The sequence below is a fragment of the Polaromonas sp. CT11-55 genome (assembly GCF_047303325.1).
Lineage (GTDB): Bacteria > Pseudomonadota > Gammaproteobacteria > Burkholderiales > Burkholderiaceae_C > Polaromonas.
In genome coordinates this window covers 1-20997 of record NZ_JBKBEX010000011.1, presented here as the reverse complement: position 1 = coordinate 20997, position 20997 = coordinate 1, and the positions used below count along the sequence as shown (strand labels likewise).

Sequence of the window (20997 nt, the reverse complement as noted above, 5' to 3'; positions counted from 1 at the left end):
TACACGACCAACCCCCTTTCCTGATTCCATGACCGAAGAAACCACGACTACCACGGCAGCAGCAACAGCGACAACAGAACGCCCGGCGCTGCCCGACCACCTCTCCACCGACGAACGCAGCCCGCATTTCGTCAGGGCCATCTTTGAGCACGACGTGGGCATACGCTTTAACGACAAGGAACGTTTTGACGTCGCCGAATACTGCATCAGCGAAGGCTGGATCAAGGTCCCCGTCGGCAACAAGGTGGACCGCAAGGGCAACCCGCTGATGATCAAGCTCAAGGGCAAGGTCGAGTCGTTTTACAAATAGGTCGCTGCCTGGCCCGGGCCGGTGCAAGCATGACAAACCCGGCCACGATCAACACCATGAAGTTAAACCTCCCGCAGGTGATCTTCATGGTGTTTTTCTTTGCGTGAACAACAAACCATGAGCTGCATCGCCGTCATCGACTTCGAGACCACAGGCCTGTCACCGGCCATGGGCGACCGCGCAACCGAAATCGCCATCGTGCTCGTCGAAGAAGGCAGCGGCAAAATCGTCGACCGCTTCCAGAGCCTCATGAACGCGGGCCGCTACATCCCGTCTTTTATCGAAAGCCTGACAGGCATCAGCAACGCCATGGTCGCCGCCGCGCCCGCGGCCGATACCGTGATGAGGGAAGCCAGCCGCTTTGTCGGCAGCGCCCCCATGGTGGCACACAACGCGTCGTTTGACCGCCGCTTCTGGGAAGCCGAACTCAGCCTGGCCGGCGAAAGAGCAGCAAGCCAGCCCTTTGCCTGCACCATGCTGGTCGCCAGGAGGCTGTACCCCCAGGCGCCCAGCCACAAGCTGGGCGTGCTGATCGACTACCACCACCTGCCCAAAGCTGGCCGCGCCCACAGGGCTATGGCCGATGCCGAAATGGCAGCCTCCTTGTTGGGCCAGATCCAGGATGATTTGCGTAGCCGGCATCGGGTGGCCAGGCCTGACCATGGTTTGCTGCTGGCGCTGCAGCGTTGTGCCAGGCCGGGGGTGGGGGCGTTGATGGCTAGGTATAGCAGTTCGGGCCAGGTTTCAGCTAAAGAGCTTTAACCGATTGCCTCTTCAATTGCACGTCTTATTGCTGTGCGACCTGACCCGGACGCGTTTTTGAATACTGCTGAGGAGAAGTCGATATTTCCTGCCGGTAAAAGTAGGTCTTGAAAATGTGATTCACTTATGTTCCGGCTCGAATACGCTTTCGCTGAATGGAGACGAAGAATGTCAAATAGGGCCTGTACGCCAACCGTTTTTGTAATGAAGGAACCGGCTTTGGCGGGCTCCCAAAAAATCTTGTCGCAGACCTTTAGGTAATTTAGGGTCATCTGGTAGATCACAGCATCCGCGCTATTTAAATAAGGCTCTCTGAGGGGAGACTTGTCTTTTCGAAAAGTTGAGATGTCCGATCGTCTTTTTCGCTCTACCGCTAGTAGATACGAGCTATCCTTCTTCGGGTTGCTTGTGAAAAGCCGCATGATCCCTTCGACGACGACTGCAGTTGAGACTTTCCAGCTCCTTGTCTCACTAAGCTTTTCTAGGGCAGCATCTTTTTTGGGTGCAATTACGATGCGTCCTTTTAGAGGGGACCCATCCTCTGTCCCAAGTTTGCGAGTCAGAAAAACCGCTAATTTGTCAGGACTCCAGTAAGCCTCCTGCTCTTCTTCCAAGTTATAACCAAAGAGTTCATAGGTCAGACTTTTATCAACGGGCTTTTGAGTAGAGTTAATCGTTGCAAATAGCTGGGCCTGGAAGGGTTTCGGTAAGTCTAGAAAAATGGAGCAAATCAGATTCATGTCGAGACGTTGACTATCTGCTTGTGTGAAGGCGAATAGACGATGCTGCCCATCAATGATTGCTGCCAGCTTCTCTCGGCTGGGAATTGTTAGTAAACAAGAGCCGCTGTCTTGCGTATCGGTAATTGACCAGCGTTGATGGGTTGTAGTGCCTGTGGGGGTTTCATCATCTGCCCATTCCTCATCTTCTATGAGGCCATCTTCCTTCCGGAAGTTTGCGGCCAAGATAATCGAATTTGGAAATGAAGAGTCAGCTCGGTTGATGTAATCGGCAATTGGCTGAATTCTCTTCGGCTGTGGTAAGCGCTGCGTTCCCGTTAGTTCGTAGCTTGTTCCGCTGTCTCGTAGGTGTGCGCTTAGTGCGTCGCTATATGCGACGTCAAGTAATAGGCGAGCAGGTAATACGGTTACGTAGAAGATTCCGATTGGCTGCTCAACCCGTATCGCTGGCACTTGATATGGAAAACTTATCATTTTTCCCCCTACACCGTGAAGCCAGTGAGATCGCCACTTAAAGGTCGATCAAGACCCGGTCCGCCTAAGGGATTAATGGACGAGTCGGGCTCCTCCTCTTGAAACTCTTTTTGATTTGCATTGGCAATCCACCACATCCACCATGCTGTAAGAGTTGACAGAGTGCCCCAAACAATCGCAGCTAAATCGCTGATATAAGTACTTCGGCAGAAGACTAAGCCGAGCATGCAAATTGCCAGAAGCAATACAGCGAAAGCTCGAATTGATTTCTTTTCTTCAGCCCAGATTAATTGCATGCATGTCGCTGCGACGAAGGCCGGAACGAAAGAAACGAAGGCGTTGCGTATTGCGGTTGCATCCTCGGAGCAGCTCATGAAATAGAGGAAAACCTCGATCCAAAATCCAGCAGGAGCCAAACCCAGGATAGCAACAAGAAAGAAGATGACGAAGCCAGGATAAAAGAGCGGTTTTTTTGTTCTTACTGTGAGCTCTCGCTTAAGTGCTGGCCAACGCAACAGTAGTAGCTTCTTTTCTGCTTCGTCCACGGAGTTCTCCAAAAACTGTATCAACCATGTTACATGGTTGTTTTTGGACGAGGGGCTGGTTTCTGCTCAATGTGACTTAATTACCAGTTTGGAGTTCGGCCACTGAAAGGGAACACGACCGTTGAGCATGAAGCTGCGCGTACCCCACTTCCTGGTTTTCGCCGATGCAGTGCTAAATATGGATTCCCCGCTAGCGGGTCGACTTTTCTCTCAACAGGGACTCGATATCGGATCGCTCGATTCGAACTCCATGGACGCGCTCGGGTTGGCTGCCGGGCTTGGCTTTAACAAGCATGTCGCCTGCCCCTAAGAGATCTTCTGCACCTGACTCGTCCAGAATGATCGTGGACTCCGTACTCTTTTGAACTGTTAGAGCAATACGCGCTGGAATGTTGCTTCGAACTAGCCCTGAGAACGTCTTAGCATCGGGTCGTTGAGTCGCTATTACTAAATGAATGCCTGCCGCTCGAGCCTTTTGAGCAAGCCTCACAATGTGATCTTCAATGTCTTTTGCCATTGTCAAGAGATCAGCGAGCTCCTCAATAACGACGACGATGTACGGGATATCCATTCGCTTCTTGCGAGCTTCATCAATATTACTTACCCCGGCAGCCATGAAGGTTGAATACCGCGCTTCCATTTCGGTTACTAGTTCGACCAACATTTCTCTTGCGGAGGAGGCAGTGATTGCAATTTCTCCGCGATACAAATAGGGACTGCCTCGATATACAGCGAACTCGACTTGCTTTGGATCAATCAACGCCAACTGAAGAGCGCCAGGAGGAATGCGGGCAACTAACGACAATATCAGGGCATGTAGGCATACGCTTTTTCCGCTACCGGTCGTTCCACCAACAAGCAGATGAGGCGCTGCGGCAAGATCGAACGAATAGGGTCTTCCCAAAACATCCACCCCCGGATAAACGGGTAGTTGTCCGGCCGTAATTTTGGTAGATGCAATCCAATCACGTAACTCTGCATAGCCAACCGGCTTCCATGTGGAGGCTGGACGTGGCACATCAAGACTTATAGTTTTCGCTTCATCGCCGGTTGAGAGTGTTGGCCTGGAGGTTTGGAGGTTTAAAGCCAACCCTAATCGTTCGAGGCCTCTACGAAGCTTGTCAAATTGATTGATGTCAGGCAGAAATACTTTGTACCTAGATACTCGAGGACCATGCGTGAGGCCCTTGATTTCTGCTGCTACCCCAATTTCGGCCAGCGCTTTGATCAAAATTGCTGATGCATCTTGAGGTTTGTCGACTTTGACAGGCGTTGGTTTTATAGATGGTGTTTGGGCTACGTCAGGAAGATCTGCGCGGCGGATGATCAAGGTCTCCAGAAATTTATCAAAATTGCCGGAGGCATCTTCCCAATCTTGCATAAGAAGTTGAGCCCCTCTATGCCAATGCTTTCTAACTGCAGCGCGGAAGGCATCCATTGAATCAATTGCCTCACCGCCATGCATGGTGGCGTGAGTCACGATGAGGCCTACCCAGGCTGTGACGTCTTCCTGCGTAAATAGAATTGAAGCCGGTATTTCTAGGCCTTTTGAATCCACGCTGCCATCAGACAATTTTCCCAGTGCCATGGAGCGACTAATCGCCAGCCTAGCAACGTTTGCTTTTGTAGACAGTCCCAGGTTGGACATTAGCAGGACGGTTGATCGATCTGCTTCGGAACTGGTTCGGAAGCGAGAACTCATGATTTGCTGAAGCGAAATAGCGCTCATCGCCGACCCCTTACAAAGTACTTTCCTTGCTTGGCTGTCGTGCGACCAATTCCGTCACCTACGTCTTCATGCTCTAGCAAATACGTCTTGCAGACGTTGTCAGAGATTTCTTTATAAAAGTGAAAGTCAATCTCCTCATCTTGAGAGAGAAGAATCACCTGGCGGTTTGGATCGGCTGTCCAGAATTTTAGGATGTTGTCACGATGCTTGCTGTCAAGGCGGCCCAAGGGCGTATCAACAACCATTGGTGCTTTTACTCCGGATACTTTCGCGAGGCCGGCAATTAGCGCTGTCGCGAAGATTTGATTCTCGCCCGCAGATCTGTCGAACGTAATCTCTTTGCCATTAGTGCTCAGAATTCTGGCCGAGCCTTGATCCCCGATTTCAATTTTGTCTACTTGATGTTTGTGGGCAAGTTGCTTATAGACATCAGTCATCGCTTTGCCTAAAGCTTTGACTTTTAATGGAAATAACGCGGGAATTACTTCGTCGAGGATTTTCCGCACGCGCTCTGATTTTTCGATTACCGCACGGGTAGGACTTGATTCGTCGAGTTTCCCTCTCTCTCGCATGTAATCAGCTCGCATGTTGCTCACTTGTGCTTCCAGTGTGACTATCGAGCGGTCATCGATGCGGACACGGTCAGCCAATTCTTCAATTTTTTCTTGTACTGCTTCCAGCTGAGTCTTTAAGTTTGCCAACGTGCCGTCGCGGTCAATCCCATCCAAGCGAGAAATCTTACGCCCCAGCTCATCGGTTCGCTGCTGTAGCGCATGCTGTTCGTTTAGTAGATCTTGGATCTCTTTTTGACCCAGATTGATAGAGCTCAAAAACTCCAATGCTTTGACGCGTTGAGCTTCGTGTAGGTAGTCGTGGACAATCTCTTCTGCACAATTCGCAGGTGGTGGGTAGAAGAGCGTGTCCCATGCTGCATCTAGCCGCTTTTTGATCGCAACTTGTTGATCAGTTGAAAGTGCTGGATCTATCCGAGGTTCATTCTGAGAGTTGAATGCTGCTTGAAACTCAACTTTACGAGGCTCAAGAGATCTCTTCTCAGCGTCCCAAGCAAACCAGTTAACTTCAGCATTAAGCTGGTTCTTGAGTTCATCGGTTAATTTTTTTGGAACTAAATGGAATGGCAGGCGGCCGGACAAGATGTCTTCCAATGCGCGATGCGATTCACGAAGTTTGTTTCTGTTTTGTTCTCGTTCTTCGACAAGTTCTTTAACAGTCGCAATATCTCCACCCCCTCCTCCAGAAGAGGTAATCCGTTCTACAAGGGACTGTTGCTCTGCCCTTAGCTGAAGTTTTTCCTGCTCGGCTTCGTCGGCATCTTTCTGAAGTTTTTGGAGCTGCTCCTCTCCAGCAGAAAGCTGCTCCGAGAGTTGGTGGAGACGGTCCTCATCAACTGAAACCACATCCCCACGCTTCATGCTTTCGAAGCTTTTGAGGCGATCAGCAAGGGATCGAAGAAGTACAACGCCCAGCAGGCCCTCGAGACCCTGCTTGACCTGTTCTACGCGAGATTGATCCGCCAGTTTTTTTACTTCTTCGCCGTCAAAGAAGAAAAATGGTGCAACGTGAGCAGGGACGAAAACTTCGTCGAGTAACTCTGAAAAATGAAAGCCATTTTTCCCGTCGACACGCGGGCTAGAAGGGATATCTCGAATGACCTCTCGAACGATGGCCTCTTCCTCGCCAGTCCAGTTGCCGTTCGAACGAAAAAACCACTTGCGACAGATATCGATGGCTTTGGTCTTCGTTCTATTGATCGTGACTCGGACCATCATGGTGTCCAAGCCGTCGCGTTTGGCTTCGCCGTTAAATGCACTTTCCAGAAAAGTTGGGTACCCTTTTTTATCGTCGGTTTTTAAACCAGCACGAGCCAAGTGAATGATTGCGTCTTTACCATATAAGCAGAGATAAAGCGCTTCAAGAATGGAGGTTTTTCCGAATCCATTCATCCCTCCGATTAGAACTATGTTGCGTCCATCGTCGGGGGCAGGAAAATCGAACACCTGATGTTGGTAGCTCTTGAAACAAGTTAGCTCAAGCTTTGAAATCCACATACCCACCCGCCTCCGATTGCAAGTTATCGTTATTCGATTGCGCCAAGAATTTCCTCAAACCGTAGGTTAATGCCTCGTGCTCGCTCTTGGTGTTGTCGCTCTCGTTGAACCATCACCAATTCAGTGATAACTTCAATTGGAACTTTGTTTTTGAGGCATACGGCCTCTAGAATTTTCCGCGCATCTTCATCGGCCCAAAGTGGCAAGTCGTTTAGGAATGCGTGGTCAGCAAAATCTTCATCCATCAGCCAGCCCCTTTTCTTGTTGTAACTCTGAAGTCCAGTGTTGATATATCAGGTCTAATTCTTTTTCGGAGATCAATGGATCTCCAAACTCTTTTTGCACTTCCAGAAGACGTTCAAGGATGAGTTTTCGAGTTTGAATTGTGAATGGTCCGGGTATGTGCCTGCCTTGTAGGTCAAACGATAGTCGTCCATTCCGCCGATATGCCTGCCGATGCTCCGATTTATTACGGATGGATTTGAGCCAATCGCGAAAATCCACCAAAGGCTTGTATTGGTGTTTGCCTATATCTATGAAACCTTGAAGGCTTCGGTCTTTTTCGACAACGGTGCATGTCCAGCAGCCAAACCGACTGTTGGGGGTGCCACAGCCTGGCGCCTCCTCTTTACTTAGGACAACGGGGCATTCCCCTCCTTCTGCGTCGCGATAAAGCTGAAAGAGATCACCGTGGGTCCCGCCCCATGGCGCCGGATATGTGCCGAGAATTTCCCATACGTCGTCAGTACTTAAATTGACGATGGGGCGATAAATTAAGGCGCCTGGGAGCTCGTTATGAGGCGCGAGTTTGCTGTCGCGGTGATTCTGATGTTTTTCAATTGACCGCTGTCTGGAGCTGCTTTCGTCCATGCGGACGCCAAGCACAACTATAGCGGCACCGGATTCAGAGATGTGCCGTTTGATGTAGTCACTGGTCGGCTGAATTTTGAGGCGATCCGTGCACCAACGCATGGTTTGATTAGGACTGGGATAACCCTTGCCAATAAGCAGAACCCAAAAGGACTTATCAGTATCTGGGGTAGTCCGCGCCACGGTAATTGGCAGTGCGAGATTTTCGGCCATGTGGCGAATTGCACTGGTCACTTTGTCCAAATGAGCAATGACGACCGGACTCTCAACAAGCGTATCGTTGGAGACGACATGGACTGGGCGATTCCGTCGTGATGGGGGAATTGACATCAACGCATCAATGGTCGCATGCACTACTAGGGTGCTGTCCTTACCTCCAGAAAATCCAATAATCCAGGGGAAATGCTGGTTCTCATCCAAATAGTCTGCGCGGACCGCCCGTACTACATCGGCCCAGCGACCAAGCGCGGAATCGTCATCGAGCATTTTGACCTCGGCACCCGTTACTGACGAGGGGACTGAGTGCTCGGTAAAGTTGTCGTCTGCCATGAAATGCCGTAATTGAACTGGTGAGCTCAGGGGTTTGTGGTTGCGTCGGCTATTCTGACATACAGAGGCATTTTTATATTCTGCCTGCGCCTCCTAGCTTTAGGTACAAAGTTGGTTTTATGGGCGAGATATCATCCCTCCCCCCCCAGCATCATGTCCCACGTCTCCATGGGCACCAATGACTATCCGCGCACCAAGGCCTTTACATCAGCCGTGCTGGGCAGGCTTGAGGCCAAGGCGCTGGAGCTGGGCGGCCAGGGTGATGGCGCGTCGGGCCCGCGTGAGCTGTATGGGCCGCAGTATTACGGGGCCTTTGTGCGCGACCTGGATGGGCACAAGATTGAGGCCATGTTCTGGGATGAGGCGGCCGGGGGCTGAGCTGCCTGCTTCGCCTTGTCGTGCGGGGGCACAGGGCGTCGTCTGACAGAAGCGGGCTGTGCAGGTTTCCAGAATGGATGGATCAACCACCCTTCACAAGGAGACGTGCATCATGGCCATGAAACCAGGCAAGCCCAATGTCCAGCGCAGTGTAGGCATCACCGGCACCGCTGCCGACCCGACCACCGAGCAGGACAACAACACCAGCCCCAAGGCCGCCCCATCAGGCCACGGCGGCAAGGTCGAGAACGACTTCAACCAGGTGGGCGAGCAAAAGCCCACCCAGCGCAACGAAGGCCAGCGCACGGCCAACAGCCGCAGCGACCGCGAGTCGCATGTGGGCGGCAGCAACCAGCTGCAGGCGCGGCGGGGTACGACGGGGCGCTGATGATGGTGCGTGCGGGGCCCCCGGGCGCCGCTGTCCTTAAAAGGAGTGACTGTGGAAAACTTCAATCACCGAAGCGGCGAGCACCTGATGCTGGACAGCGCGAAGATTTACTTCGAAGTCCACGGCGACGACGCCGGCTCGGCGCTGCTGTTTCTGCACGGCGGGCTGGGCACCATGGGGGACTTCAACGGCGTGCTGCCGCTGCTGAAACAGCGCTTCAGGCTGATTGCCATTGACAGCCGCGGCCACGGCAAGTCCACGCTGGGCACGGCGGCCCTGAGCTACGAGCGTCTCGCCCTTGATGCCGCTGCCGTGCTGAAGCACCTGGGCGTTGAGCGCTGCAGCGTGGTGGGCTTCAGCGACGGCGGCATCACGGCGCTGCGCATGGCTGCGAAGGCAGACTCATGCGTAGACAAGCTGGTGGTGATTGGCGCGGACAAGATGCTCAAGCCCGACGACCCGGTGCGCAAGCTGCTGGGCAGCGTGACGGCGGAGAGCTGGACAAAGAAGTTTCCCGAGACGGTGACGCTTTACCAGGACCTTAATCCCCAGCCTGATTTTGCGGGCCTCATTGAGGCCATCGTGCCCATGTGGCTGGATGACAGCGGCAGCGGCTACCCGGGCGAGAGCGTCAAGCGCATCCGCTGCCCTTTGCTGGCGGTGCGCGGCGATGAAGACCATCTGGTGTCGCGCGCGAGTGTGTTCGAGCTGGTGGAGCAGGTGCCGGGTGCGAAGCTGCTGAACATTCCGTTTGCCGGCCACGAGGCGCACAAGGACCAGGCCGAGGCGGTGATGGCGAGTGTGAACCGGTTTCTGCGGGAATGAGGCGGGTTTCCTGGTGGGCCGGGGTCTTGAAGGGCATACAACGCCCGTTCGCCCTGAGGTAGCTAAGGGTTTGGTGCCTCATGCGTGGGGGGCTTCGATACCTCAGCCCGAACGGAGGGGTGGGTGTGGGGTGCACTGGCTTCGACAGGCTCAGCCCGAACGGACATTTGGTTTTGAGTGCGGCGTCTTTACCTGCCGCTGAGGCATTTCCTTACAAACCGCAACATGGCAGACGCACAGGCCTAAGCCTGGCGGCGCAGCATCGAATCCTCGTTGATTTTTTGTTGCCGGGGTTCAATGCCATGAAGAAGCTTGCCGAGTTTTTGTTCCGCCCGCGTTATTTGCGCGCCATTCCCTCGCTGGTGGTGTTGACCACCGCCATGGCCTGGGGTGTGGCGCCGGACCCGGATGTGATGGACACCATGCAGAAGGCGGAGAAGCGCGCGGGTGTGAGCCTGTCGCTCAACCATGCGGCGGTGGGCAGCAGCCCCGGGGACGCGGCGTTGGATGAGCCCGCGCAGGGTTAGGCTGGTGAGTGCCGGCGACGGTGAGTGAATTGAAGTCGCAAACAAAGTCGCAAAAATACTCGCAGAAATTGCAAAAATTCCTTTATTGTCATAGACTTAGGAATGACCGCCAAGTCGCAAAAATTCCAGCTCTATGACGATCCCGCGCAAATGGAGCCCCTGCTTCCGGGGGAACACCAGCTTGCGCCGCTGCTGGAACAGGCTCATGACCTGCAAAAAGAGGCACGCAGCCTGGCAGGCCAAGGTTCGCCGGCCGATCTTCGCCAGTTGCTGCGGGCCATGAACTCCTACTACAGCAACAAGATAGAAGGGCAGCACACGCTGCCGTTTGAAATCGAGAGCGCCTTGCGCAATGATTATTCGCGTGATGCGGACAAGGCACGGCGGCAACGTCTGGCGCTGGCGCATATGGAAACCGAGCGCGCGATCGAGGCCGGATGGAACACCTGGTCGGGCCAGCAGGTATGGTCCGCACAAATGGTGAAGGACATTCACCAGGATTTGTTCGCCCGCTTGCCCGACGCCGACCGGGTGCTGCCCGAAGGCGATGTGTTGATGCCGGGCGCGCTGCGCGACCGGGAGGTCAGTGTGGGCGTGCATGCGGCGCCGGCCCATGCGGCCATTGGCGCCATGCTGGCGCGATGGGGCGGCTTTTATGGCGGTGTGCGGCGCGGCGAACTGCAGATCGTCGCGATCGCCGCGTCGCATCATCGCCTGGCCTGGATACACCCGTTTCGGGACGGCAACGGCCGCGTGGCGCGGCTGCACACACACCTTGCCCTGGGTGCGCAGGGGCTGACCAACGGCTTGTGGTCCCCCCTGCGCGGTTTTGCGCGCAGCCATGAGGCCTATTACGCCCACCTGGCCGCGGCCGATGAGCCGCGCGCGGGCGCACTCGACGGGCGCGGCAACCTGTCGGAGCGGGCGCTGATGGCCTGGATTGGCTACGTGCTGGCCTTGTGCCTGGACCAGGTGCGCTTTATGGCGGGCCTGCTGGACATGGCGGGGATGAAGGACCGCATTGCAGCTTGTCTGGCCTTTGAGGAAAGCGTGGTTAGGCAGGGGGTGCGCAGTGAGGCCTTGCGGGCTTTGCACTATTTGCTGCTCACGCAAGCCGAATTGGAGCGAAGCGAGTTCAAGGCTTTGCTGGGGCTTGGTGAACGCCTTGCCACGGCTCAGGTCACGGCCCTGCTTAAGCGCGGCTTGTTGGCGACCGATTCACCGCACGGCAAGCTGCGTTTTGGTGTGCCGCAGCATGCCTTGCGGTTTTATTTCCCCAATCTGTGGCCAGAGGCCGAGGCCACCACATAGAGAGCGCCGCTCACAAAATCCAGCGAAGCGGTCCTGGCTAGGCGTGTTGCCGCAGACAGTGCACCAGCATGGCAAGGCGGCACAACAACGCCAGGAGGGTTTTGTGACCGGCGCTTAGGGCTTTGCCGCAATCACCCAGCGGCTGATCTTGCCGACCACGTCGGCCTCCAGCCCGTTAAAGCCGTGGTAGGCCATGGCCTCGCAGGGGTCGCCGCGGCTTTGGCCGCCGCTGACGCTGATGAGTTCGGCCTTGGGCGTCTTGCTGAGTTTTTCCATCATGGCCGGTATCTCGCTGTAGGGGCAGACCTTGCAGCCGTCGCTTTCGTGGTGGACCACGAGCACGGGGATGGCGAGTTTTTCCAGCGGCATTCTGGGCACGGCGCGGCCGTTGGGGTCCAGCAGGATGCTGGAGGTCAGCACCAGACCGTCGGGGCCGCCCTGCTCGGGCGTGGCCTCGGTGGCGATGTAGGCGGCCGACTGGGTGCCGCGGCTGGTGCCGACCAGCCATACCGGCGCGGGTGATTGCTGTTTGAGCCAGGCAATGGCGGCGAGCACATCGGCGCGGTGCTCGGGCTTTTGCCGGTTGCCCGAGAGATAGGGCGGTGACTGTTTGTCGGAAGGCGCGTCGATGACGGCGACGGCCAGGCCGGCGTCGGCAAACAGCTGGCGCGTACGCACGAGGAAGTTGCCTTCGCCCCAGCCAAAGCTGCCCCCGTCCTTGATCTGCAAGCCGCCGTGGCCGCCGGCCATCAGGATGACGGAGGCCTTGGGCGCGCCCGAGGGGGCGATGTAGACAAAGCGCTGGGTGACGCCGGGGCGGGTGGGGATGTCGACCACACGCGGCGCGGCGCTTTGCGCAAAAGCCGGCTGGCCGGCCAGCAGCGCGCACAGGCCCAGCAGCAGCCACAGGCGGCGGGGAAAGAGGCGGATGAGGGGGAGGGTGTCCATGCTGGCCTTTCTGCTTTTCTAATGAACGGCGGCCTTGATCCACTGCACGACGGCCTCGCCGGCGACGACGGGGGTGCTCAGGTGGTTGGCCTTGACTTCGAGGTACTGGCTTTTGGGGTTGGCGGGCAGCTTGTCGACGAAGTAGGCGCGCGCGTATTTGCTGATGCCGTCTTCGTCGCCCACGACGGTGAGCACGGGCGTGGCGGCGGGGATGCGCGGGGCGCTGACGCCCATGTCGGCCTCGGAGGCCGGGTCGAAGTAGCTCAAATAGTCTTTGGCGCTGGTGACCACGGCTTGCTGTTTGCCCTGGTTGATGTCGTAAAAGCGTTCTCGCGAATCGCCCTTGCCGGCGGCGACCAGCTTGCGGGCTTCGTCGACGCTTTCGCGCACCGCGGTGTTTTGCTGGAAGGCGTAGTAGCGCGCGGGCACATGGCCGGGCGCCAGCAGCACCAGGGCCTGCACGTCGCCGCCGCGCGCCGCAAAACCCATGGCAGCCGGCGAGCCCATGCTGTGGCCGGCGATCACGATGGCGGTGGCGCCCTGGCTGCGCAGGGTTTTGACATGCGCGGCGATTTCGGCCATGGCGCCGTCCCAGCTGCCGTCGAGGTAGCGGCCGCGCGACCAGGGCATGTCGGGAAAGAGCACCAGCATGCCCGCGCTTTCGAGCACGGGCTTGAGGCGGCCCATATTGGGGTCGTTGTTGCTGCCGGGGCTTTTGCCGTGCAGCATCAGCACGCCGATTTTGGGCTGGGCCTGGGCGAGGGCACCCGTGAGGCATGCCGAGGCCAGCAACAGGCCTGTGGCAAGGGTGCGCAAGAGGGTGCGTAAGAAGGTTCTGCGTGGCATGGGGTGCTTTCGGTGCACGGGGTGCGGCCCAATATAGCCGCTGCGGCCCGGCCCGCCAGCCGGGTTTGCACGCAGTGGCGGCGCTTTCTACAATTGGCTGATGATGAACGCCGCCATGCCCCAAGCCGCCAGCCCCGCTTTACAACAAACCGCCCTGCTGGCCAGCGAGCCCGAGCGCGCCGCCTACCGCGACTACGACCAGCCCGGCATGGACAGGGTGCGCAATTTCTACCGCAACAACCACCAGCACCAGACGCTGGACTTTGTGCGCGCCAAGAAGGCCCAGTGGCTGGGTTTTGGGCAGCGCGAGATGACACCCTGGGCCGCGCTGGAGTTCCTGAACACCCTGGTCGATGAGTCCGACCCCGACATCGAACTGCCGCAGATCAGCCACCTGCTGCAGACCGCCGAAGCGATTCGCGCCGACGGCCACCCCGACTGGTTTGTGCTGACGGGTTTTATCCACGACCTGGGCAAGGTGCTGTGCCTGTTCGGCGAGCCGCAATGGGCGGTGGTGGGCGACACCTTCCCGGTGGGTTGCCGTTTCTCGGAGCGCATTGTGTACCCCGAGTACTTCGCGCTGAACCCCGACAGCGCGGACGCGTGCTACAACAGCGAGAACGGCATCTACACCCCCGGCTGCGGGTTGGACGCGGTGCACATGTCATGGGGGCATGACGAATATTTGTACCAGCTGATGAAGCCCTACCTGCCGCTGCCGGCGCTGTACATGATTCGCTATCACTCGTTTTATGCGTGGCACAGGGAAGGGGAGTATGGACACCTCACCGATGCGCAGGACAGGGCGCACCTGGAGTGGGTGCAGAAGTTCAACCCCTACGATCTTTATTCGAAGAATGACAAGCCGCCGGTGTTGGCGGAACTCAAGCCTTATTACGACGAGCTGATGGCCAAGTATTTGCCGGCCAGCCTCAAGCTGTAGCGATCGCCGGAGGCGGCACGGCTACAGCGACGAGTGCTCAAGGTCCGCCATCGCATAGCGGGCAAAAAGGAAATCGCGAATCGTCGAGACGCGTTCGCCGGACCAATCCAGCACGACAACGTAGTCCGGCCGCCGCGGCTCGGCAAGCGCTTGCTGTTGAATCAACACGGCCGGCCGGCCCTCGACCAGGCCCGGCCAGGCCCGCCAGCCCGGCGCCTGTTTGTAGCGCGTAAAGTACTCGCCGACGGCAGGCCCCTGCAGGCGCACCCGGTTCACCAGGTCGAGCTGCACGTCGGCGGCCAGCATGGTGCGAAGCGTGTCAAAGTCGTGTGCGTTGAACAGCTCGACATACCTTCGCAGCAGCCCTTCTTCAGCGGCGGACAATGCGGCGCGCTTGCCCGCCGCAGCCGTCTGCCCCACCAGCTCGCGCAGGCGGCTGCGCCCGCGCTGCAGCAGCGACTTGACCGCAGGCACCGTGGTGCCGAGGATTTCGCCGACCTCTTCGGCGGAATAGTCCAGCACATCGAACAGGATGACCACGCTGCGCTGCGACGCGGGCATGTGCATAAAGGTCGGCAAGGCCGCGGCGGCCGCCTCGCGCCGCGCCAGTTCGTCGACGGGATGAACGATCAGGTCCATGTCGTCCTCCTCCTGCGTGCCGTTCGCGCGTGCCCTGCGGCGCAGCAGGTCGAGCGCCAGGTTGTGGGCGATGCGGAACAGCCAGCCCTCGGGGTTCGCGATCGGCTGATCCGGCGGGGCCGACTCCAGCGCGCGCACCAGGGCGTCCTGGACAATGTCCTCGCCGTCAAGGGCTGAGCCCACCATCCTGGCGCAATAGCGGTGCAAGGTGGGCCGCAGCCGCTCGAGGTCCATCGACGACAGGGGATGCGGATCAGGCGCGTGGGGCTGGGTCATTTGGCAGGGGCTCAAATGCGCCGCCCTGAGGCGGCAGGGCAGCGAGGTAGCGAAGCGGCTCAGGCGATTCAGGCGGCAATGGTGGAGATGACATCACAAATCGTCGCTTCCATCTGCGCGATCGCCTTGATGCGTTCAAAGTATCCCGGCATTTCGGGGTGCTGCCGCATCGTCGCGATCGCATCGGCGCTGCGCCATTGGCCGTAGATTATCACGCGCTTGCCGTCGCGCGAGGTGTGCAGTGAGGACGAGACGAAGCCGGGGACTTTGGAAATCCAGGCGTCGGTTCCTTCCTTGAGCAGCGCCACGAGGCGGTCGAGGTTTTCAGGGGAGACGCTGAAGACGTTGACCAGCGTGGTGAGTTTGGCTTCGGGGTTGATGTTGAGTGTCATGGTGTTGGATCTCGGTTGGGAGCGTGAGGCAAACGGGGCGCTCGCCGCGAGCACCAGCGCGCCGGCAAGCAGGCTGCGCCGGCCAGGCCGGCCGGGGGTGTGTGGTATCGACATGAACAGGCTCCGCGAACCCGTACAGGGGGGCTCGTACCTGTATAGACGATGGACAGGGGCCAAACGAATCGGTCCAGGCGATTTTTTTGGCGGAGGCATGGCGCCGTTGACGGCACCAGCGGGACACCCACAGGAGAGGGCTGCCGGCTACTTCTTGTCGGGCAGCTCGATCTTGACTTCCAGCACGTCGAGGTTGTCCTGCCGTTCCAGGTGCAGCTTGATGTCGTTGGGGTTGATGCGCACGTATTTGGCGATCACGGCAATCAGGTCGCGCTGCAAAGCGGGCAGGTAGTCGGGCTCATGCCCGCGGCCGGTGCGCTCATGCGCCAGGATGATCTGCAGCCGCTCCTTGGCGACGCTTGCGGTTTTTTTCTTTTCGCCGAGCAGGAAGGACAGGAAGGACGCCATGTATCACTTCCCTCCGAACCAGCGCTTGAAAAGGCCCGGCTTTTGCGCGTCGATAAACCGCATGGGCTTGTCCTTGTCGCCGAGGAAGCGGTCGACCACGTCCTTGTAGGCTTCGGAGACGTCGCTGCCGTTCATGTGCACCGCCGGCACGCCCTGGTTGGAGGCCTGCAGCACGGACTCGGATTCGGGGATCACGCCTATGAGCTTGATGCGCAAAATATCCTGGATGTCTTCGAGCGAAAGCATCTGGCCCTGGTCGACGCGGCCGGGGTTATAGCGGGTGATCAGCAAGTGTTCCTTGATCGGGTCGCCGCCGGCGATCGCGCGCTGGGTCTTGCTTGAGAGCATGCCCAGGATGCGGTCGGAGTCGCGCACCGATGAGACCTCGGGATTGGTCACCACCAGGGCCTCGTCGGCAAAATGCATGGCCATCAGCGCGCCGGTCTCTATACCGGCGGGAGAGTCGCAGACGATGTATTCAAAGTCCATCTCGCCCAGGTCTTTCAGCACTTTCTCGACGCCGCTTTTGGTCAGCGCGTCCTTGTCGCGGGTTTGCGAGGCGGCCAGCACAAACAGGTTGTGGCACTGCTTGTCCTTGATCAGGGCCTGGTTCAGCGTGGCTTCGCCCTGGATGACGTTGATGAGGTCGTAGACCACGCGGCGTTCGCAGCCCATGATCAAGTCCAGGTTGCGCAGGCCCACGTCGAAGTCGATAACGGCGGTTTTATGGCCGCGCAGCGCCAGGCCGGTGGCAAAGCTGGCGCTGGTGGTGGTTTTGCCCACACCGCCCTTGCCGGAGGTGACCACAATGATTTTTGCCATGCTTGAATTTCCTTGGAAACGGGAGAAGAGAGATAGGGAAGCGGGCGCGCTCGGTTAAGCAGCCATTACGTTCATGACCAGCTTGTCGCCTTCATCGCCGGGCACCAGCCGCACCTGTGTGGGCTTGCCGGCCATGCCGGGCGGCAGTGGGTGTTCGCTGGTGCGGTAGACGCCGGCAATCGAGAGCAGCTCGGCCTCCAGCGCCAGCGAGAAAATGCGCGCCTCGGCATTGCCGCGCGCGCCGGCCATGGCCTTGCCGCGCAGCGGCGCATAGACATGGATGTGGCCGTCGGCAATGACCTCGGCGCCGGCATTGACCATGGCCAGCACGACCAGGTCGCGGCCGCGTGCATAGACCTGCTGGCCGGAGCGCAGGGGCTTGTCGATGACCAGGGCGCCCAACGGTGCGGCCGGGACAGGAGCAACAGGGGCAACAGCTACAACAGGCGCCGGCGCGGGCGCCGTGGGCCGCACCGGCACCAGGTGCGCATCGGGCACGGGCAGCAGGCCGGCCTGCAGCGCCGCGGCCATTTGAGCGGGGCTGCCGCCCTTGGCCGTGAGGGGTACCAGCTGGTAGCTGCCCAGCAGGCTGATCAGGGCCGGAAAGTCGATGTCGCCCGCCGCTGGCGGCAGCGGCGAGAGGTCGACCATCAGCGCGTCCTGGTCGAAAAAATCGGGAATGTCGCCAAAGCGGGCCTGGAGTTCGCGCGCCAGGGCGACGAGGTCGGTGGACTTGAGCAGCAAGGCCACCAGGGGCAGGTTGGCGCTTTTGATTTCAAAGGTGGCGGGAGTGGTGGCCTGGAGGGCGACGGTCATAGGCGCATGGGCGGAGAAGGCCGGCGGGTGCGGCAAATGAAAAGAAGGGCCGAGGGTATCCTGTGAATCGGCTCATCGGCCCGCACGCTTTGTCGCAGTTGTGAGCGGGTGAAACGCGTAGAAGCCGCGTGCACGGCCTTGGTGCGCTGGCGCCGTCCATCGCCGTCCATCACCGGAAAGCGTTTTGGCATTGAATGCATGCGGCCCGCACCCATATGCAGTGCTCATTACCGGAACCCTGTTCATGAACTTCCTGCCGCTGGCGCTTGTAACCGCGCTGCTCCATGTTTACATTGGCGCACGCCTTGTTCCCGGGCTGGAGGCCCATCCCCTTGTCCAGTGGCTGCTCATCATCGGCCTGGCGCTGTCCGCACTGCTGATGCCGCTGGGCCTGATGGCCGGGCGTGTGGCCAAACAGCCGCTTGCCGATGTGCTGACCTGGGTGGGCCTGCTGTTCATGGGCCTGTTCTCGTCCCTGTTTGTGCTGACGCTGGCGCGCGACGCCGGTTTGCTGCTGCTGTGGGGGGCCGACCTGCTGGCGCCCGGCCAGTTGCCGCTGGCCTGGCTGCGCATTGCCTCGGCCGAGGCCGTGCCGTTGCTGGGTGTGCTGGTCACGCTGCTGGGTTTTTTGAATGCGCGGCGCACCGCAGCCGTGGTCAGGGTGGACGTGCCCATCAAGGGCCTGCCGCCCGCGCTGCAGGGCTTTACGCTGGCGCAGCTCAGCGACATCCACGTCGGGCCGACCATCAAGCAGCCCTACCTGCAGCGCATTGTTGACAAGGTCAACGCGCTGGACGCCGACGTGGTGGCCATCACCGGCGACCTGGTAGACGGCAAGGTCGCTGAGCTTGCGGCCCACACCGCGCCGCTGGCCGACTTGAAGTCGCGCCACGGCACCTTTTTTGTGACCGGCAACCACGAGTACTACTCGGGCGCCCACGCCTGGGTGGACGAGCTGCGCCGCCTGGGCCTGACGGTGCTGATGAATGAACACGTGGTGATCCGCCAGCCGGGCCAGAACGGCAAGCCGCTGGTGCTGGCCGGTGTGACGGACTACAGCGCCGGCCACTTCGACCCGGCCCACCGCAGCGACCCTGAAGCCGCCTTGTCAGGCGCGCCGCTGGACGCCGTGCGCGTGTTGCTGGCCCACCAGCCGCGCAGCGCGGCCGCTGCCGCCAAGGCCGGCTTCGATTTGCAGCTCTCGGGCCATACGCATGGCGGGCAGTTTTACCCATGGAACCTGTTTGTGCGCTTCCAGCAGCCGTTTACGGCGGGTTTGCACAAGTTGCAGAACCTCTGGGTGTATACGAGCCGGGGGACGGGTTACTGGGGCCCACCCAAGCGCTTTGGCGCGCCATCCGAGATCACCGCCCTGAGGCTGGTGGCGGCCTAGAACCGGCCCGGCGGCAAGGCGCGCCGCCCGCCACCCGCATCCTGTTTGACAAATCCCAAGTCCCGCCGGAAAACCCGGGACTATCATCCGCGGATGTTCATCGAAACCCTGGGTGCCGCGCGCGACATGGCGCGCCTGGCGGAAATCACCGGTGTGCTGATCCGCCACGGCTTCGGCGACAGCGTGCGGCGGCTGGGCCTGGCCGACAAGCTCGAGCGCGCCGGCCATGCGCTGCACTGGAGCAATGTGGCCGACCTCGCCCGCATCGGCCCCCCCGAACAGGTGCGCCTGGCCATGGAAGAGCTGGGCCCCACCTTCGTCAAGCTCGGGCAGGTGCTGGCCGGCCGCGCCGACCTCTTCGGCCCCGAATGGATCACCGAGTTCGAGAAGCTGCACAGCCAGGTGCCGCCCGTGCCCCTGGCGCTGCTGCTCCCCCAGTTGCGCGAAGACCTGGGCGGCGAGCCTGAAACCGTCTTTGCCCGCTTCGACACCACGCCGCTGGCCGCCGCCTCCATCGCCCAGGTGCACGCCGCGCAGCTCCATGACGGCACGCAGGTCGTCGTCAAGATCCGCCGCCCCGGCATCACCGAGGTCATAGAAGCCGACCTGCGCCTGATGGAACGCCTGGCCGCGCTGGCCGAGGCCGAGCTGCCCGCCCTCAAGCCCTACCGCCTCAAGCAACTGGTGCGCGAGCTTGCCAAGTCGCTGCGGCGCGAACTCGACCTGGCCGCCGAATGCCGCCATGCCGAACGCATCGCCGCCAACATGGTGCCCCTGCCCTACATCGTGATCCCGCGCGTGCACTGGGCCCACACCGGCGCGCGCGTCAACGTGCAGGACCTGGTCGACGGTGTGCCCGGCAGCGCACTGGACAGGCTCACGCCCGAGGCCGGTTATGACCGGAGCGAACTCGCCCGCCGCGGCGCCCGCGCCGTGCTGAAAATGATTGTGGAGGACGGCATCTTCCACGCCGACCCGCATCCCGGCAATGTGTTTTACCTGCCCGGCAACCGCATCGCCTTCATCGACTTCGGCATGGTCGGGCGCCTGACCGAGCGCAGGCGCGAAGAGCTGCTGCAACTGCTGCTGGGCCTGGTCGAGCGCCAGCCGCAGGCGGTGGCCGACGTGCTGCTCGACTGGACCGGCGACGAGCACGGCGTCAACCTGTCCCAGCTCGAGACCGAAATCGAATCCTTTGTCGACCAGTACCACGGCACGCCACTGGCCCAGCTCAGCCTGGGGCAAATGCTGTCCGACGTCACCGCCATCCTGCGCGAACACCACCTGGGCCTGCCCTCCGACCTGGCGCTGCTGATCAAGGCCTTCATCTCGCTCGAAGGCATGGGCCGCGGGCTGGACCCGGACTTCCACATGGCCACCGAGGCCACGCCGTTGCTGCGGCAGGTCGTGCGCGCGCGCTACCAGCCCAAGGCCCTGGCCACCCGCGGCTGGCAAACCCTGAGCCGCGCGCTGGCGCTGGCCGGCCAGCTACCGCACGACCTGTCGCGCCTGCTGCGCAACGCGCGCCGCGGCCGCGTGCAGGTGGCGATAGAGCTGGCCCACCTCAAACGCGTGGGCGACCAGCTGGACCGCGCCGCCAACCGCCTGGCCATGGCCCTGGTGATCGCCGCGCTCATCATCGGCTCGTCCATCGTCATGACCGTCAAGGGCGGCCCCACCCTGTTCGGCCTGCCCGCCTTCGGCTTCCTGGGCTTTACCGGCGCCATGGCCGGCGGTGTGTGGCTGGTGCGGGCTATCTGGCGGAGTAGCCGGGCCAGTAATGGGGAGGGGCAGGATTGACGCCGGGTCTTGCTCCGGCTTGGCGCGCTCTTCCTCTGCTTGGGTCTGCTGGCCGGGTCTCGCCCCGGCGGGCGACCTACTTTCTTTTGCTTCGCCAAAAGAAAGTAGGCAAAGAAAAGGCGA

General features: G+C 59.7%; 23 protein-coding genes. 10 read left to right on the top strand and 13 right to left on the bottom strand.

The genetic code is table 11. The annotated features are described in order from the left end of the window. Positions 1-28: 28 nt before the first annotated feature. Positions 29-310 (top strand): DUF3297 family protein, encoded by a 282-nt coding sequence (locus ACEN8I_RS12235; protein ID WP_413328733.1) that lies wholly within the window; start codon positions 29-31, stop codon positions 308-310. Between the two features lie 117 nt (positions 311-427). Then, positions 428-1072, top strand: a complete 645-nt coding sequence (locus tag ACEN8I_RS12230; protein ID WP_413328732.1) for a PolC-type DNA polymerase III — start codon at positions 428-430, stop codon at positions 1070-1072. Here the strand turns inward: ACEN8I_RS12230 and ACEN8I_RS12225 are convergent. The 6 genes from ACEN8I_RS12225 to dndC all read right to left on the bottom strand — a co-directional run bounded on the left by ACEN8I_RS12225 (position 1069) and on the right by dndC (position 8048). Then, on the bottom strand, positions 1069-2286 hold the full coding sequence (locus ACEN8I_RS12225) for a DNA phosphorothioation-associated DGQHR protein 1 (protein ID WP_413328731.1): 1218 nt from the start codon (positions 2284-2286) through the stop codon (positions 1069-1071). The two genes, ACEN8I_RS12230 and ACEN8I_RS12225, sit on opposite strands and share 4 nt — an antisense overlap. A gap of 8 nt (positions 2287-2294) precedes the next feature. Beyond that, the gene (locus ACEN8I_RS12220) at positions 2295-2831 is read right to left on the bottom strand and encodes a hypothetical protein (RefSeq protein WP_413328730.1); all 537 of its coding nucleotides are present in this window, start codon (positions 2829-2831) and stop codon (positions 2295-2297) included. 190 nt (positions 2832-3021) lie between these two features. Next, positions 3022-4560 carry an FtsK/SpoIIIE domain-containing protein gene (locus ACEN8I_RS12215; RefSeq protein WP_413328729.1) on the bottom strand — a complete coding sequence of 513 codons (1539 nt, stop codon included), beginning with the start codon at positions 4558-4560 and terminating at the stop codon, positions 3022-3024. Next, positions 4557-6629, bottom strand: coding sequence for a DNA sulfur modification protein DndD (gene dndD / locus ACEN8I_RS12210; protein ID WP_413328728.1), 2073 nt, complete (start codon positions 6627-6629; stop codon positions 4557-4559). The genes ACEN8I_RS12215 and dndD overlap by 4 nt, the downstream gene beginning before the upstream one ends. Before the next feature lie 29 nt (positions 6630-6658). Next, positions 6659-6874: a DNA modification system-associated small protein gene (locus ACEN8I_RS12205; protein WP_413328727.1), complete on the bottom strand. Its 216-nt coding sequence runs from the start codon at positions 6872-6874 to the stop codon at positions 6659-6661. After that, positions 6867-8048: a DNA phosphorothioation system sulfurtransferase DndC gene (gene dndC / locus ACEN8I_RS12200; RefSeq protein WP_413328725.1), complete on the bottom strand. Its 1182-nt coding sequence runs from the start codon at positions 8046-8048 to the stop codon at positions 6867-6869. The genes ACEN8I_RS12205 and dndC overlap by 8 nt, the downstream gene beginning before the upstream one ends. Positions 8049-8201: 153 nt before the next feature. Here dndC and ACEN8I_RS12195 point away from each other — a divergent pair, with 153 nt between their 5' ends. The 5 genes from ACEN8I_RS12195 (at position 8202) to ACEN8I_RS12175 (ending at position 11477) form a co-directional block, all read left to right on the top strand. Further along, positions 8202-8426 carry a hypothetical protein gene (locus tag ACEN8I_RS12195; RefSeq protein ID WP_413328724.1) on the top strand — a complete coding sequence of 75 codons (225 nt, stop codon included), beginning with the start codon at positions 8202-8204 and terminating at the stop codon, positions 8424-8426. A gap of 112 nt (positions 8427-8538) precedes the next feature. Next, a complete protein-coding gene (locus tag ACEN8I_RS12190; protein WP_413328858.1) occupies positions 8539-8814 on the top strand; it encodes a hypothetical protein in 276 nt (91 codons plus the stop codon). A 51-nt stretch (positions 8815-8865) separates the two neighbouring features. Beyond that, positions 8866-9639 carry an alpha/beta fold hydrolase gene (locus ACEN8I_RS12185; protein ID WP_413328723.1) on the top strand — a complete coding sequence of 258 codons (774 nt, stop codon included), beginning with the start codon at positions 8866-8868 and terminating at the stop codon, positions 9637-9639. Between the two features lie 302 nt (positions 9640-9941). Further along, positions 9942-10166 carry a hypothetical protein gene (locus tag ACEN8I_RS12180; protein ID WP_413328721.1) on the top strand — a complete coding sequence of 75 codons (225 nt, stop codon included), beginning with the start codon at positions 9942-9944 and terminating at the stop codon, positions 10164-10166. A 102-nt stretch (positions 10167-10268) separates the two neighbouring features. After that, on the top strand, positions 10269-11477 hold the full coding sequence (locus tag ACEN8I_RS12175) for a Fic family protein (RefSeq protein ID WP_413328719.1): 1209 nt from the start codon (positions 10269-10271) through the stop codon (positions 11475-11477). Positions 11478-11591: 114 nt separating this feature from the next. On the opposite strand, the gene ACEN8I_RS12170 is transcribed toward ACEN8I_RS12175, so the two are convergent. Together ACEN8I_RS12170 and ACEN8I_RS12165 are read right to left on the bottom strand one after the other, a co-directional pair. After that, positions 11592-12425 carry an alpha/beta hydrolase gene (locus ACEN8I_RS12170; RefSeq protein WP_413328718.1) on the bottom strand — a complete coding sequence of 278 codons (834 nt, stop codon included), beginning with the start codon at positions 12423-12425 and terminating at the stop codon, positions 11592-11594. A gap of 18 nt (positions 12426-12443) precedes the next feature. After that, positions 12444-13241: an alpha/beta hydrolase gene (locus ACEN8I_RS12165; protein ID WP_413328716.1), complete on the bottom strand. Its 798-nt coding sequence runs from the start codon at positions 13239-13241 to the stop codon at positions 12444-12446. 130 nt (positions 13242-13371) lie between these two features. Between ACEN8I_RS12165 and ACEN8I_RS12160 the strand changes: the two genes are divergently transcribed. Beyond that, a complete protein-coding gene (locus ACEN8I_RS12160) occupies positions 13372-14214 on the top strand; it encodes an inositol oxygenase family protein (RefSeq protein WP_413328715.1) in 843 nt (280 codons plus the stop codon). Between the two features lie 21 nt (positions 14215-14235). Here the strand turns inward: ACEN8I_RS12160 and ACEN8I_RS12155 are convergent, their stop codons facing one another. The 5 genes from ACEN8I_RS12155 to minC all read right to left on the bottom strand — a co-directional run bounded on the left by ACEN8I_RS12155 (position 14236) and on the right by minC (position 17681). After that, positions 14236-15129, bottom strand: coding sequence for a sigma-70 family RNA polymerase sigma factor (locus ACEN8I_RS12155; protein WP_413328714.1), 894 nt, complete (start codon positions 15127-15129; stop codon positions 14236-14238). Between the two features lie 68 nt (positions 15130-15197). Continuing rightward, complete coding sequence (locus ACEN8I_RS12150) at positions 15198-15635, bottom strand: antibiotic biosynthesis monooxygenase family protein (protein WP_413328713.1); 438 nt, start codon at positions 15633-15635, stop codon at positions 15198-15200. Between the two features lie 147 nt (positions 15636-15782). Further along, positions 15783-16043 carry a cell division topological specificity factor MinE gene (gene minE, locus ACEN8I_RS12145; RefSeq protein WP_411882890.1) on the bottom strand — a complete coding sequence of 87 codons (261 nt, stop codon included), beginning with the start codon at positions 16041-16043 and terminating at the stop codon, positions 15783-15785. Between the two features lie 3 nt (positions 16044-16046). Then, a complete protein-coding gene (gene minD, locus ACEN8I_RS12140; RefSeq protein WP_007862728.1) occupies positions 16047-16865 on the bottom strand; it encodes a septum site-determining protein MinD in 819 nt (272 codons plus the stop codon). Between the two features lie 54 nt (positions 16866-16919). After that, positions 16920-17681, bottom strand: coding sequence for a septum site-determining protein MinC (gene minC, locus ACEN8I_RS12135; protein WP_413328712.1), 762 nt, complete (start codon positions 17679-17681; stop codon positions 16920-16922). A 244-nt stretch (positions 17682-17925) separates the two neighbouring features. Between minC and ACEN8I_RS12130 the strand changes: the two genes are divergently transcribed. Both ACEN8I_RS12130 and ACEN8I_RS12125 read left to right on the top strand, forming a co-directional pair. Next, positions 17926-19074, top strand: a complete 1149-nt coding sequence (locus tag ACEN8I_RS12130; protein WP_413328711.1) for a metallophosphoesterase — start codon at positions 17926-17928, stop codon at positions 19072-19074. 93 nt (positions 19075-19167) lie between these two features. Next, positions 19168-20874 (top strand): ABC1 kinase family protein, encoded by a 1707-nt coding sequence (locus tag ACEN8I_RS12125; RefSeq protein WP_413328710.1) that lies wholly within the window; start codon positions 19168-19170, stop codon positions 20872-20874. The last annotated feature ends 123 nt before the right edge of the window (positions 20875-20997 follow it).

Excerpts from the sequence above, each read along its gene's own strand:
- ACEN8I_RS12235 (WP_413328733.1), top strand. The coding sequence starts at position 29 with ATGACCGAAGAAACCACGACTACCACGGCAGCAGCAACAGCGACAACA.
- ACEN8I_RS12230 (WP_413328732.1), top strand. The coding sequence starts at position 428 with ATGAGCTGCATCGCCGTCATCGACTTCGAGACCACAGGCCTGTCACCG.
- ACEN8I_RS12225 (WP_413328731.1), bottom strand. The coding sequence starts at position 2,286 with ATGATAAGTTTTCCATATCAAGTGCCAGCGATACGGGTTGAGCAGCCA.
- ACEN8I_RS12215 (WP_413328729.1), bottom strand. The coding sequence starts at position 4,560 with ATGAGCGCTATTTCGCTTCAGCAAATCATGAGTTCTCGCTTCCGAACC.
- dndD (WP_413328728.1), bottom strand. The coding sequence starts at position 6,629 with ATGTGGATTTCAAAGCTTGAGCTAACTTGTTTCAAGAGCTACCAACAT.
- ACEN8I_RS12205 (WP_413328727.1), bottom strand. The coding sequence starts at position 6,874 with ATGGATGAAGATTTTGCTGACCACGCATTCCTAAACGACTTGCCACTT.
- dndC (WP_413328725.1), bottom strand. The coding sequence starts at position 8,048 with ATGGCAGACGACAACTTTACCGAGCACTCAGTCCCCTCGTCAGTAACG.
- ACEN8I_RS12195 (WP_413328724.1), top strand. The coding sequence starts at position 8,202 with ATGTCCCACGTCTCCATGGGCACCAATGACTATCCGCGCACCAAGGCC.
- ACEN8I_RS12190 (WP_413328858.1), top strand. The coding sequence starts at position 8,539 with ATGGCCATGAAACCAGGCAAGCCCAATGTCCAGCGCAGTGTAGGCATC.
- ACEN8I_RS12180 (WP_413328721.1), top strand. The coding sequence starts at position 9,942 with ATGAAGAAGCTTGCCGAGTTTTTGTTCCGCCCGCGTTATTTGCGCGCC.
- ACEN8I_RS12175 (WP_413328719.1), top strand. The coding sequence starts at position 10,269 with ATGACCGCCAAGTCGCAAAAATTCCAGCTCTATGACGATCCCGCGCAA.
- ACEN8I_RS12170 (WP_413328718.1), bottom strand. The coding sequence starts at position 12,425 with ATGGACACCCTCCCCCTCATCCGCCTCTTTCCCCGCCGCCTGTGGCTG.
- ACEN8I_RS12160 (WP_413328715.1), top strand. The coding sequence starts at position 13,372 with ATGATGAACGCCGCCATGCCCCAAGCCGCCAGCCCCGCTTTACAACAA.
- ACEN8I_RS12155 (WP_413328714.1), bottom strand. The coding sequence starts at position 15,129 with ATGACCCAGCCCCACGCGCCTGATCCGCATCCCCTGTCGTCGATGGAC.
- ACEN8I_RS12150 (WP_413328713.1), bottom strand. The coding sequence starts at position 15,635 with ATGTCGATACCACACACCCCCGGCCGGCCTGGCCGGCGCAGCCTGCTT.
- minE (WP_411882890.1), bottom strand. The coding sequence starts at position 16,043 with ATGGCGTCCTTCCTGTCCTTCCTGCTCGGCGAAAAGAAAAAAACCGCA.
- minD (WP_007862728.1), bottom strand. The coding sequence starts at position 16,865 with ATGGCAAAAATCATTGTGGTCACCTCCGGCAAGGGCGGTGTGGGCAAA.
- minC (WP_413328712.1), bottom strand. The coding sequence starts at position 17,681 with ATGACCGTCGCCCTCCAGGCCACCACTCCCGCCACCTTTGAAATCAAA.
- ACEN8I_RS12130 (WP_413328711.1), top strand. The coding sequence starts at position 17,926 with ATGAACTTCCTGCCGCTGGCGCTTGTAACCGCGCTGCTCCATGTTTAC.
- ACEN8I_RS12125 (WP_413328710.1), top strand. The coding sequence starts at position 19,168 with ATGTTCATCGAAACCCTGGGTGCCGCGCGCGACATGGCGCGCCTGGCG.